The sequence below is a fragment of the Sphingomonas sp. R86520 genome, assembly GCF_042466285.1.
Lineage (GTDB): Bacteria > Pseudomonadota > Alphaproteobacteria > Sphingomonadales > Sphingomonadaceae > Sphingomonas.
In genome coordinates this window covers 380826-393705 of sequence record NZ_JAXHBZ010000001.1, presented here as the reverse complement: position 1 = coordinate 393705, position 12880 = coordinate 380826, and the positions used below count along the sequence as shown (strand labels likewise).

The 12880-nt window shown below is 67.1% G+C and carries 8 protein-coding genes; all 8 read right to left on the bottom strand.

All coding sequences use genetic code 11. From position 1 onward, the window contains the following. Positions 1-70 precede the first annotated feature (70 nt). A complete protein-coding gene (locus SJY41_RS01980) occupies positions 71-1279 on the bottom strand; it encodes a class I SAM-dependent RNA methyltransferase (RefSeq protein ID WP_380778608.1) in 1209 nt (402 codons plus the stop codon). Beyond that, positions 1276-2754 carry an NAD(P)H-hydrate dehydratase gene (locus SJY41_RS01975; protein WP_380778606.1) on the bottom strand — a complete coding sequence of 493 codons (1479 nt, stop codon included), beginning with the start codon at positions 2752-2754 and terminating at the stop codon, positions 1276-1278. Before SJY41_RS01975 ends, SJY41_RS01980 begins: the two co-directional genes overlap by 4 nt. Then, complete coding sequence (locus SJY41_RS01970; RefSeq protein WP_380778604.1) at positions 2751-3128, bottom strand: hypothetical protein; 378 nt, start codon at positions 3126-3128, stop codon at positions 2751-2753. The genes SJY41_RS01975 and SJY41_RS01970 overlap by 4 nt, the downstream gene beginning before the upstream one ends. 184 nt (positions 3129-3312) lie before the next feature. Next, complete coding sequence (ilvD, locus tag SJY41_RS01965; RefSeq protein WP_380778602.1) at positions 3313-5034, bottom strand: dihydroxy-acid dehydratase; 1722 nt, start codon at positions 5032-5034, stop codon at positions 3313-3315. A gap of 352 nt (positions 5035-5386) precedes the next feature. Then, the gene (locus tag SJY41_RS01960) at positions 5387-5737 is read right to left on the bottom strand and encodes a response regulator (RefSeq protein ID WP_380778601.1); all 351 of its coding nucleotides are present in this window, start codon (positions 5735-5737) and stop codon (positions 5387-5389) included. Positions 5738-5785: 48 nt separating this feature from the next. After that, a complete protein-coding gene (locus tag SJY41_RS01955) occupies positions 5786-8161 on the bottom strand; it encodes a response regulator (protein WP_380778599.1) in 2376 nt (791 codons plus the stop codon). 381 nt (positions 8162-8542) lie between these two features. After that, positions 8543-10594 carry a M13 family metallopeptidase gene (locus SJY41_RS01950; RefSeq protein ID WP_380778597.1) on the bottom strand — a complete coding sequence of 684 codons (2052 nt, stop codon included), beginning with the start codon at positions 10592-10594 and terminating at the stop codon, positions 8543-8545. Between the two features lie 176 nt (positions 10595-10770). Beyond that, positions 10771-12837: a M13 family metallopeptidase gene (locus SJY41_RS01945; RefSeq protein WP_380778596.1), complete on the bottom strand. Its 2067-nt coding sequence runs from the start codon at positions 12835-12837 to the stop codon at positions 10771-10773. Positions 12838-12880 lie beyond the last annotated feature (43 nt).

Below are 12880 nucleotides of genomic sequence, written 5' to 3'. Positions count from 1 at the left end.
AGCTTGTATCCTCGCGAAGGCGGGGACCCAGACTGGGCCCCCGCCTTCGCGGGGGAACAATCTTGCTCAGTTACCGAACGAACTTCGCAGCCAACTCCACATGCGTCGACCAACGGAACTGACCTACCGGTTGGACCCAGTCGATCCGCCAGCCCGCATCGCACAGCTCCTTCGCATCGCGCGCGAAGCTGGCCGGATTGCACGAGACATAGGCGATCACGGGCGTCTTGCACTCCGCCAGCGCGGTCGCCTGTTCGCGCGCGCCGGAACGGGGCGGATCGATCACCACCGCGTCGAAGCGGTCGAGTTCGGCCACCGTCAGGGGCCGGCGGTAGAGATCCCGGTGCTCCGGGTAGACCGGGCGTTGCGTCCGATGCGCGGCGGCTTTGAGCGAGCCGAGCGCGTCGCGTGCGCCTTCGGCCGCGTAGACCTTCGCTGGAATCGCAAGCGTGAAGGTGCCGAGGCCGGCGAACAGGTCGGCGACCGTCGCGGGCTTGCCGATCGCTTCGAGGACGGCAGCGGTGAGCGCGGCCTCACCATCCGGCGTGGCTTGCAGGAACGACGCGGGCGGAAGCGGCACGGGGACGCCGCCGAGCGTGATCGTGACCGCGTCGGGCTCCCAGCGCGTCTCGGGTCCGAGACCGTCGTCGAAGGCTACGCGGGCGATCTTGTGGTCTTCGCAGAATTTGGTGAGCGCTTCGGCGGCGGGCAGGCCTTCGGGGGCGAACCCGGTGATCAGGATGTCCGCGCCCTGGTCGGCGAGCGTCAGGTGGATGTCGGCGCGGCGGCGGAAGTTGAGGCGCTTGAGCAGTTGGCGGAGCGGCTGGACGAGCGCGAAGAGGCGCGGGTCGAGGATCCAGCATTCCTTGATGTCGACGATCGTGTGCGCCTTCTCCGCGGTGAAGCCGAGCGTGATCTTGCCACCCTTGGCCTCGGCGTGGAGCGTCGCGCGGCGGCGGCTGCGTTCGGGGGAGATGTGCGGCGTGCGGATCGGGGCGGACAGGTCCTGGCCGTCGAGCGCGGAGGCGATGCGGTCGGTGACGAACTCGGCATAGGCCTGGTCGTCGAGATGCTGGAGCTGGCATCCGCCGCAGGTCGGGAAATGCACGCAGGGGGGCGTCTGGTGGTGCGGGCCGGGGATCACGGTGCCGTCGGCAGTGAGCGTGTCGCCGGGTGCCGAGAACGCGGCGTGGCGGCCGTCGGCGGTCATGCCGTCGCCGCGCGCCGCGACGCGGACGATCGTGTCGATATTCGTTTCAGGGGTCGAGTCAGTGGTCATGGGGCCGGTCTGGCCGACCGGAGCGCTTCCGCCAAGTCGTCGGCGATGAAAGCCGCGCCCAATCGGCGGGCAGCGTCACCGTGGAGCCACACTCCGGCGCAGGCTGCGTCGAGCGGATCGAGCCTGGCAGCGAGCATCGCGCCGATCGCGCCGGCGAGGACGTCGCCGGTGCCGGCGGTGGAGAGCCAGTCGCTGGACCCTTGCGCGATGCGGACGCGGCCGTCGGGGACGGCGATGACGGTGTCGGCGCCCTTGAAGACGACGACGGCGTTGGCGCGGGTGGCAGCGTGGCGGGCTCGGGTGACCTTGTCGTCATTGGATTTGCCGAAGAGCGCGTCGAACTCGCCGGCGTGCGGGGTGAGAATGACGGGGACCTTCAGGGCTTTGATGCGGTCGGGGTCGATCAGGCGGAGCGCGTCGCCGTCGATGATCAGCGGGTGGCCCGAGGTCAGCGCGGCTTCGAGACGGGCGTTGGCGGTATCGTCGCGACCGAGGCCGGGGCCGATGACGAGCGCGCCGATGCGGTCGTTGGCGAGCGCGTGGTCGGAGAACGGCATGCGGACGAGCGCGTGCGGGGGGCCTTCGCTGTCGCCGAGCAGGGTCACGTAGCCGGCGCCGGCGCGCATCGCGGCCAGGGCTGCGAGGTCGGAGGCGCCTGACATGCCGCCGCCGATGATCGCGACCATGCCTCGGGTGTATTTGTGCGAGTCCGGGCCGGGGGTTGGGAGGCTTGGGGCTTTCAGGACTTCGGCTTGGCTGACGGTAGGGACGCCGATGTCGAGGAGGCGGATCTGGCCGCAGTAGCGCGCGGCGGGCTGGAGGAGGTGCGCTGGCTTTACGGCGCCGAGGGCGAGGGTGAGGTCGAAGACGGGGGGCGTGCTGAGGGCCTCGCCAGAGTCAGTGGCGAGACCGCTGGGGAGGTCGACGGCGATGCTGAGCTGCGCGGCATTGGCGAGGGAATGGAAACATCCAACGACAGACCGTTCCCCCGCGGATGCGGGGGCCCAGGATAGGCCGTTAGGTGAGCCTTTGGGATTCAGCTGGGCCCCCGCGTCCGCGAGGGAACTGCTTGGATGGGGAGCGGCATCGAGCGGGCGGGTCAGGCCGGTGCCGAACAGTGCGTCTACGAGGATCGCAGCGGGTTTCGCCTCCGCCAGCTTTTCGACCGGGCCGGACCACCCTGCCCTCGCCGACTTCGCCGCATCGGTCTTGGGTTCCGACAGCGCCGCGATACGAACCGAAACACCCATTTCCGCCAGCACGCGCGCCGCAACGTAGCCGTCGCCGCCGTTGTTGCCGGGCCCGCAGAGGATCAGGACTTCGTTCGCGCCGGCCAGCCGGCGAACGGCGCCCGCGATCGCGGTGCCGGCGCGGTCCATCAGCGTTTCGACCGATACGCCGGTCGCGATTACCGCGTCTTCCGCCGCACGCATTTCGGCAGCGGTCAGGATGGGCTGGCCTGCGATGCCGATCATGACGGCTTGGTCGCGCCCTTGACGGTGGCGGGTAGGCGGTAGCGGTTGCCGCCGAGTTCGACTTCGATACCGTTGCCCTCGATCAGGCCGACCTTCGCAACCTCTGCCCCGTCCGCCGCGACAACGCCGCGGCCGTCGTCTGTAACGAGCAGGCGGCGGAACGCGCCGTCGGGGTGGCGGATCGTCAGGATCTGGCCGGTCTCGCCCCTGGTTTGTTCGATCGTGCAGACCGTTTGGAGTACCGCAGTCCCGCGTGCGCAGGGAATGCGGAGGTCGCCGGCGGACTCCCTGGCCTGCTCGGCCGCCACCCGTGCGCTGGACGGTTTTCCGGGCCCGCATGCCGCGAGGGGCAGCGCAAGGAGGGCAAGCCACAAGACTCGGTTGCATGTCCTACCGAAGCCGTCATCCACGCTGCCTTCCGTCATTTTAGCGAAAGGTGGGATTTCCCCGATCGGGTCACGACGCGCGCCTACCGGGATACCCCAGCTTTCGCTGGGGTGACGGGCGGAGTGCGGGTTTGGCCAAGACACTCGTCTCAGCTCATATTTCCGCGTGGGCTCAAATATCCGCGTAGACATGGGTTTCGGCTGCGGCTCCAGGGTGCGTGACGGCACCCTTGTACGCGGGGCCGACGGTCTTCGCATAGCGCCAGAGTGCGCCCGAGCCGTAATCGTTGGTGCGCGGCACCCATGCGGCGCGACGTTCCGCCATGACGTCCTCGGGAACGTCGAGGTCGATCGTGCCGGCTTCGGCGTCGATGTGGATGATGTCGCCATTCTTGACCAGCGCGATCGGACCGCCCTCCGCCGCTTCGGGCCCGACATGGCCGATGCAGAAGCCGCGCGTGCCGCCGGAGAAGCGGCCGTCGGTGATCAGCGCGACGCTCTCGCCCATGCCGAGGCCGTAGAGCGCGGCGGTGGTCGACAGCATCTCGCGCATGCCGGGGCCGCCCTTGGGGCCTTCGTAGCGGATGACGATGACTTCGCCTTCGTTGATCTCGCGCTTTTCGACCGCGGCGAAGGTGTCTTCCTCGCAATCGAACACGCGCGCTGGCCCTGAGAACTGGAGGCGGTGCATGCCCGCGACCTTCACGATCGCGCCGTCGGGGGCGAGGCTGCCGCGCAGGCCGACGACGCCGCCAGTGGGCGTCAGCGGGGTCTTGATGTCGTAGATGACCTTCTGGTCGGGGTTCCACGTCACCTGATCGATATTCTCGCCGAGCGACTTGCCGGTCACCGTCAGGCAGTCGCCGTTGAGGAAGCCGCCCGCGAGCATCGTCTTCATCAGCATGTAGACGCCGCCGGCCTCGTACATGTCCTTGGCGACATACTTACCGCCGGGTTTGAGGTCGGCGATGTACGGCGTTGTCTTGAAGATCTCGGCGACGTCGAAAAGGTCGAATTCGATCCCGGCTTCGGACGCCATCGCAGGGAGATGCAGCGCGGCGTTGGTCGAGCCGCCGGTCGCGGCGACGACGCGGGCGGCGTTGATGAACGCCTCGCGCGTGCAGATGTCGCGTGGGCGGATGTTGTCGGCGAGGCACTCCATCACCTGCGCGCCGGCGGCCACGGCGATCTGTTCGCGCGTGGTGTAAGGTGCGGGCACCATGTTGCTGTTCGGGATCGACAAACCGATCGCCTCGGCGACGCAGGCCATCGTATTGGCGGTGTACTGGCCGCCGCACGCGCCGTGGCCGGGACAGGCGACCTTCTCGATCGCGTGGACTTCGGAGAGCGGGCACGCGCCGGCGGCGTATTTGCCGACGATCTCGAACACGTCGACGACGGTGACGTCGCGCTCTTGATAGCGGCCGGGCAGGATCGAGCCGCCATAGACGAACACCGACGGGATGTTCAGGCGAAGCATGGCCATCATCATGCCGGGAAGCGACTTGTCGCAGCCGGCGAACCCGACCAGCGCGTCGTAGCAATGGCCGCGGACCGAAAGCTCGACCGAGTCGGCGATGACTTCGCGGCTTACCAGCGAGGCCTTCATGCCCTGGTGACCCATCGCGATGCCGTCGGTGACGGTGATCGTGTTGAACCGGCGCGGCATGCCGCCGCCCTGGATGACGCCGGCCTGCGCGGCATCGGCCTGCGCGTCGAGCGTGGTGTTGCAGGGCGCGGAGTTGTTGCCGGCGGAGGCAAGCGCGACGAACGGGCGGGCGATCTGCTCCTCGTCGAGGCCCATCGCATAGTAATAGCTGCGGTGCGGGGCGCGCTCTGGGCCGACGGAGACGTGACGGCTCGGCAGGCGCGATTTATCGAATGTGCGGGTCATGGCGAACGCCTATGTCGCGGGAGGGGGTATTTGCGCAAGAGAGTTGCGTCGATTTTTAAGTGGAGGCTCAGCACCGGTCTCGGTCATCCTCGCAAAGGCGGGGATCCAGATCCTCAAGGGTTCGCTATCCCATCGCTGAGGCTAGCCAATATGGGTTCCCGCCTTCGCGGGAATGACGAAGGAGTTCTTTGTGCGTCATCCTGACGAAAGTCAGGATCCAGGATCACGGACGCTGCGCTGTTTGGCTCTGGGTCCTGACTTTCGTCAGGATGACGGCTTAAGGTGAACGTCCCCCTCGCCAAGCGGCCTACCCACCCCCGACCCCTCCCTTTCAGGGAGGGGTGAAGAAGGGTCAGAGGCCCTCTAGTGCCTTTGCTACGCCGTCCATAGTGAAGGGCTTTTGCAACCGCGGGCGATCCCGGAACTCTGGTGCCACGCCATCGTCGCCGCCGCCGGTTGCGAAGACGAAGGGGACGCCTTTCGCGGCCAGAGCCTCGGCGACGGCGGTGCTCTTCTCACCGCCGCGCAGGTTCACGTCGAGGATCGCGCCGTCGACGCCGCCTTGCTCGATACGCTTCAACGCGTCGGCCACGGTATCGACCGATCCCGCGACTCCCTTGTCGAGCACTTCGAGGAAATCCTCCAGCATCATAGCGATCAACGGTTCGTCCTCGACGATGAGGATCTGTTGGGTAGCGGTCATGGCCTTCGCATAGTCGGGATTGTTACGACTTCCAACATCTTGTTCGAGTCAGCGCGTGGCCAGCACGTCTCGTGCCGCTTCGGCGAGCTCCTGGACCGAGAAGGGTTTCGGCAGGAACGCGACATTGTCGAGATCGATCGACTTGCGCAACTGCTCCTCGGCATAGCCCGACATGAACAGGATCGGCAGGTCAGGGTATTTCTCGCGGGCGTGGCGGACCATCGTCGGGCCATCCATCTGCGGCATCACCACGTCGCTGATAAGCAGGTCGGGACGACCGTTCTTCTCGAGCACTTCGAGCGCGACTTCGCCATTCTCGGCCGTCAGCACCGTATAACCCTGGCGTGCAAGTGCACGTTCGGCAACGGCGCGGACCATGTCCTCGTCCTCGACCAGCAGGATCGTGCCGGTGCCCCAGAGGTCGACGGGCTTCGGCGCCGGCTTGACGACCGCCGGACGCGTCGCCGCCGGCGCCGAATGAACCGGCAGGTACATGGTGAAGGTGGCGCCCTGCCCCAGCTTGCTGTCGGCGAAGATGTAGCCGCCCGATTGCTTGACGATGCCGTAGACGGTGGAGAGGCCGAGACCGGTGCCCTTGCCGAATTCCTTGGTGGTGAAGAACGGCTCGAAGATCTTCGGCAGCACGTCGGGGGGAATGCCGGTGCCGGTGTCGGACACGACCAGCGCGGTATAATCGGCGACGGGCAGGATGTCGGACGCCATCTCGCGCACTTCGACCGCGGGCACCGAACGCGTGGTGATCGTCAACACGCCGCCACCGCGCGCATTGGCCGAGACGATCGCGTCGCGCGCGTTGACCGCGAGGTTGACGACGACCTGTTCGAGCTGGCCGGGATCGGCGCGGACCGGACCGAGGTTGCGGCCGTGCGTCATGTCGAGGCGGACATTCTCGCCCATCAGCCGCTTGAGCAGGTTGGACACCTCCGACACGACGTCGGGGAGCTGGAGAATCTGCGGACGGAGCGTCTGCTGGCGCGAGAAGGCGAGCAGCTGGCGGGTCAGGCTGGCGGCGCGGTTCGAGTTGGTGCGGACCTGCTGGATGTCGTCGTAATCGCTGTCGCCGGGCGAATGGCGCATCAGCATCAGGTCGCAGTGGCCGATGATCGCGGTCAGGATGTTGTTGAAATCATGCGCGACGCCGCCCGCGAGCTGGCCGACCGCCTGCATCTTGGTGGCCTGCGCCACCTCGCGCTTGAGGCGGCTCTCCTCGCTATTGTCCTTGAGGCTGAGCAGGACGGCGGCGTCGCCCAGCCCGCGCGCGCCGGCGATGGTCAGCGCGACCGGCTCGTCGGGGTGTTCCTTGAGGCGGACCGCCATGTCGGCGGAGTGCGTCGCACCGTTCGCGAACTTGCGGATCGCGTCGGCGACCGCGGCCTTGTCCTCGCGGACGACGAGATCGCCGGGGTAGAGCGGCGGCGCGACCGCATTGACGCCGGCCGCGCGGAGGAACGAATCGTTCATCTGCAGGAAGCGGCCGTCGCGGTCGACCAGCGCCATGCCGAACGGCATCAGGCTGACGAGGCTACGGACATGTGCGGAAGCGCTGGCACCGAGCGCCGGGGCGTTCTCCTCCTCGTCGAGCAGCGCGACCAGCACGGGTGCGTCGTCGCCGTCGAGGAACGGTATCTGGAGGACGCGCAACGGCGTGCCTTCGAGGCCTTCGCGCTCGAACCGGACCAGGCCGCGGCTGTCGGTGATGAGGAAGCGGGCGAAGTCGCGACCGTCGATCGGGTCGTATTCGTTACCGCAGGCGCGTTTGCGAAAGACCCGGTTGGCAGTGCGGACGCGGCCGTCGGGGGACAGCAGCGCCGCCATGATGCCGCTGCCGCCGAGCCGGTCTCCGGTCGGGCCGGCGAGCAAGGCGGTGAGCGTCTCGGCGAGATCGTGTTCCTGCGCGGTGACGAAGCGCCAGACGAGCATGTCGGCATCGTCGCCGGCGCGGGTGATGGTCGCGGACAGGCACAGGTTGCGGGCGTTGAGGCGCTCCACGTGCGCGCTGCCGTCGCGCCAGGCGGAACGGCCGGCGTCGGCGAGTGCGGCGATACCGGCGTCGTCGAGCGGCAGGCCGGGCGGTGTCGGGAAGCCGTCGAAAAGTGCTTCATACGCATCGTTCGCGCAGACGAGGCGACCGGCGCGGTCGGTGATCGCGACCGCGTCGGTACCGGCTTCGGCGACGGCGCGGGTTAGGTCCCAGTCGACCGGACGGGGGGCGCCCGCCGTGTCGGGGTTGAGCATACGCCAGGCAACGAGCGCGCCTATGACGATGATGGCGGCGGCGAAGAAGCCAGCGGCGGCGATCCAGCTGCCGACGAGCAGGAGGACGAGTCCTGCGGCGGCGACACCGGAGAGCGTGGCGACGAGCGCTGCGTTGCGTGCGGAGGTAGGTAAAGCGAACGATGCCATCGGGGGCGTCATCCGCTGTTGCAGGGCTGGGCGTCAAGCGGGTTGCGGTTTTGTCGGGCGGTTAGTCTTAGCGTGATGGCCGCGTTACAGAGGAGGCGCCCACCCCGGCGAAGGCCGGCCCAGCTGGAGAGGTGGCCGCCGCCGCATAATCGACACTCTACCAAAGATCGTCACCCCAGCGAAAGCTGGGGTCTCCCCCGCTGCACGCTACACCCGCCACATGAGGAGATCCCAGCTTTCGCTGGGATGACGGTTTGAGAGTGTGCTTCGGCTAGGAAGCATGTTCCCCCGCGCAGGCGGGGGTCCAGGGTTGCGGGGGATGGCGTTTGTGACTCCTGGGCCCCCGCTTTCGCGCGGGAACCAGAGCGCTTGGTGTTCTCGTTACCAGATACGAACGCGCTGCTCCGGAGTGAGGTACAACTTCTGCCCGGCCGTCGGCTTGTACGCCGCGTACCAGGGGTCGAGATTGCGCACGACCCAGGCGCGCTGCTGCGACGGCGAATGCGGATCGGTCAGCAACCGGTTGCGAAGATTGGCCTCGCGGTAGTTGCGGCGCCAGACCTGCGCCCAGCCGAGATAAAAGCGCTGGTCGCCGGTGAAGCCGTCGAGGACCGGCGCGGTCTTGCCGCCCAAGGCCGTATGGTAGGCGTCGTAGGCGACCGTGAGCCCGGCGAGATCGGCGATGTTCTCGCCCATCGTCAGTTCGCCCTTCACGTGCATGCCGGGGAGCGGTTCGTACGCATCATATTCCGCGCCGAGCTTGCCGGTGAGCGCCTTGAAGCCGGCGATGTCCTTTGGCGTCCACCAGTCGGTGAGCTGACCATGCGCGTCGTATTTCGAGCCCTGGTCGTCGAAGTGATGGCTCAGCTCGTGGCCGATCACCGCGCCGATGCCACCGTAATTGACCGCGTCGTCGGCCTTCGGATCGAAGAACGGGGGCTGCAGGATCGCGGCGGGGAAGACGATCTCGACCATGCCGAAATTGGCGTAGGCGTTCACCGTCATCGGCGTCATGCCCCATTCCCAGCGCTGCAACGGCTTGCCGAGCTTGGAAATATTGTCCTGGTGCTGCCATTCGTTCGCGCGCCATTCGTTGCCGAACGCGTCGCCCGACGTGATCGTCAGGCCGGAGAAATCCTTCCACTGGCTCGGATAGCCGATCTTCGGCGTGAACGCGGCGAGCTTGGCGTGCGCCTTGACCTTGGTCTCGGGCGCCATCCATTCGAGCTTGTCGATCCGGCGGCCCATCGCGGCGAGCACGTTCTTGACGAGCTTGTCGGCTGCGGCCTTGGTCTCGGGCGGGAAATACTGTGCGACGTAGAGCTTGCTGACCTCGTCATCGAGCGCGCCGGAGGTGAACTGGACGCCGCGCTTCCAACGCGCCTCCTGCTCGGGCGTGCCGCCGAGGACGGTGCCGTAGAACGCAAACTGCTCGGCATCGAACGCCTTGGGGAGGACGTCAGCATAGCCGTCGAGCGAGCGCAGGATCAGCTGGTCCTTGAGCACGCCGATTGGCGCGGTCGAGACGAGCTTGGCGATGCCGGTGATCGCCGAGGGCTGTGCGACGATGACGGTCGGGACGGGGGTGCCGATGCCCTTGAAATAGGCCGCGAAGTCGAAGCCGGGGGCGCGCTTGGCGAGATCGGCGACGGTCATCTTGTTGTAGGTTTTGGTGGCGTCGCGGCTGTCGACGCGGGTCCAGCTGACCTTGGCGATCTCGGTCTCGAAGCCAAGCAGCGCGGTGGCGCGGGCCTCGGCATTGGGTTCGCCGGCGAGGGTGAGCATCTTGACGATGTGCGCGCGGTAGGCGGTGCGTGCCTCGACCAGCTTGGCGTCGGTGCTGAGGTAATAGTCGCGGTCGGGGAGGCCGAGGCCGGACTGGCCTAGCGAGAGCGCGTATTGCTCAGGGAGCTTGTCGTCCTGGCCGACGCCGCCGCCGAACGGGCCGCCGATCCCGGCGCGATCTGCTTCGGCGAGGAGGGCGGGATAGCCGGCGCGGTCGTTCAATGCGGCGATCTTGGAGAGCCAGGGCTTGATCGGGGCGAGACCCTTGCCCTCGATCGTGCCGGTGTCGAGGAACGTCGCATAGGCGCGGCCGATCTTCGAGTTCGGATCCTTGGCGGCGGTGTCGAGGATGCCGCGGGTGCGCGTCTCGGACAGGTCGGAGAGGAGGTTGAACGCGCCGTAGTTCGACTTGTCGGCGGGAATCGGCGTGGTCTTCGCCCAGTTGCCGTTGGCGAACGTGTAAAAGTCGTCGCCGGGCTGGACGGTCTTGTCCATGCCCTTCTCGTCGAAGCCGAAGCTGCCGAACTGGGCACCGGTCGACGCTTCGGGAGCGGCGGCGGGCTTCGGTTCGGTGGTTTGCGAGATGGCGGCGGTGACGCCGGTGATGGCGGTTGCGGCGAGCAGGCCGGCGACGATGAAGGACTTCATGGGGTTCTCCGGGAGTTTCGTTGGCACAAACTATCAAGACTACCTCCCCGGCGAAGGCCGGGGTCCAATTGGAAAGGTCTTGATAACGAGGGGCAGTCCACCGTTACGCCTGTCCCCCAATTGGACCCCGGCCTTCGCCGGGGAGGTACCAAATCGGGGTATGCGGCGAGGTCGTTCTACCAGATACGAACGCGGTCGGCGGGGGCGAGGTAGCTCTTCTCGCCCGGCTTGGCGCCGAATGCGGCGTACCAGGGGTCGAGGTTGCGGACCGTCAGGACGCGCTGGTGACCCGGCGAATGCGGGTCCGACAGCAACGTCTGCTGGAGCGCGGCGTCGCGGAACTTGGTGCGCCAGACGCCGGCCCAGCCATAGTAGAAGCGCTGGTCGCCGGTGGTGCCGTCGATGATCGGCGCCGGCTTGCCGCCGAGCGACTTGTGGTACGCGTCGTAGGCGACCGTCAGGCCGGCGAGATCGGCGATGTTCTCGCCGAGCGTCAGGCCGCCCTGGATGTGCTGGCCGGGGAGCGGTTCGTACGCGTCATACTGCTTCACGAGCGCATCGGTGAAGACCTTGAAGCGGGCGACGTCCTGCGGCGTCCACCAGTCGGTGAGCTTGCCGTTGAGGTCGTATTTGCGGCCCTGGTCGTCGAAATGATGGCTGATCTCGTGGCCGATCACTGCGCCGATGCCACCGTAATTGACCGCCGGGTCCGCCTTTGGATCGAAGAACGGCGGCTGGAGGATCGCGGCTGGGAACACCACCTCGTTCATCGTCGGGTTTGCGTAGGCGTTGATCGTCATCGGCGTCATGAACCACTCGCCGCGATCGATCGGTGCCCCGAGCTTCTTCAGGTCGCGATCGTATTCGAATGCGTTGGCGCGCGCGACGTTACCGACGAGATCGCCGCGCTGGATCTGGAGCGCCGAATAATCGCGCCACTTGTCCGGATAGCCGATCTTCGGGGTGAAGGCGGCGAGCTTGGCGAGCGCCTTGGTCTTGGTCTCGGGCGCCATCCACTCTAGGTTCTTCAGGCGTTCGCCCATCGCCGCGATGACGTTCTTCACGAGATCGTCGGCCGCGGCCTTCGATGCGGGGGGAAAATACTTGGCGACATATTGCTGGCCGATCGCCTCGCCCATCGCGCCCGAGACGGTCGAGACGCCGCGCTTCCAGCGGACCTGCTGCTCAGGCGTGCCCGACAGCGTCGTGCCGTAGAACGCGAAGTTGGTCTTGTCGAAATCGCTCGACAGATACGGCGCGTAGGCGCGCAGCACCTTGAGCATCGCATAGTCCTGGAGGACGTTCACCGGCGTGTCGGCGAACACCTTCGCTTCGCCGGTCACCGCGCTTGGCTGCGCGACGAGGTAGAACGGACGGCCGGTGACGCCCATCGCGGTCATGTACTGCGCCCACGGGAAACCGGGCGCCTTCGCGGCGAAGTCGGCGGCGGTCCATTTGTTGTACGTCTTGTCGGCGTCGCGGCTCTCGATACGCGTCCAGTGCGCGGTCGCGAGGCCCTTCTCCATGGTGAACACGGCGGCGGCGCGGGCGGCGGCGTTGGGCTCTCCGGCGAGCGTCAGCATCCGCGTGAGATACGCCTGATACGCGGTGCGGATCGTGGCGAGTTTCGCGTCGTCCTTCAGGTAATAATCGCGATCGGGGAGGCCAATGCCGCTCTGGCCGAGGCTGACGACATAGGTGGTCGGGTCCTTGTCGTCCTGCTGCACGCCGACGCCGACGAGGCCGCCGACGCCCTGACGCTGGAGCTTGGCGATCTCGGTGACGAGCGCGGTCTTGTCGTTGGTCGCCTTCAGCGCGGCGAGCATCGGCTTGACCGGCCCTGCCCCCTTCGCGTTGACCGCGGCCTCGTCCATGAAGCTGGTGTAGAAGTCGCCGACCTTGTCGCCGGGCGTCTTGGCGGACACGTCGAGGATCGTGCGGGTGCGTTCGAGCGACAGGTCCTGGAGGACGTGGAACATGCCGTAGGACGAGCGATCGGCGGGGATCGGCGTGGTCTTCAACCAGCCGCCGTTGGCGTAATCGAAGAAGTCGGTGCCGGGCGTCACGCTGGTATCCCGGCCGGCCATGTCGAAGCCGAAATCGCCGATCTGCGGCTTGTTGGCATCCTTGGCCGCGACGGGGCCCTTGGCGGCCTTTGCGAGAGTCGGCGAAGGCGTAGGCGTTTGCGCGATGGCCGATGCGGCGGACGCGAGCAGGATCACGGTAACAATCGACTTACGCATCTAAAAAACCTCGGGAAGGACTTCAGGATGCCGCGTGTTTTAC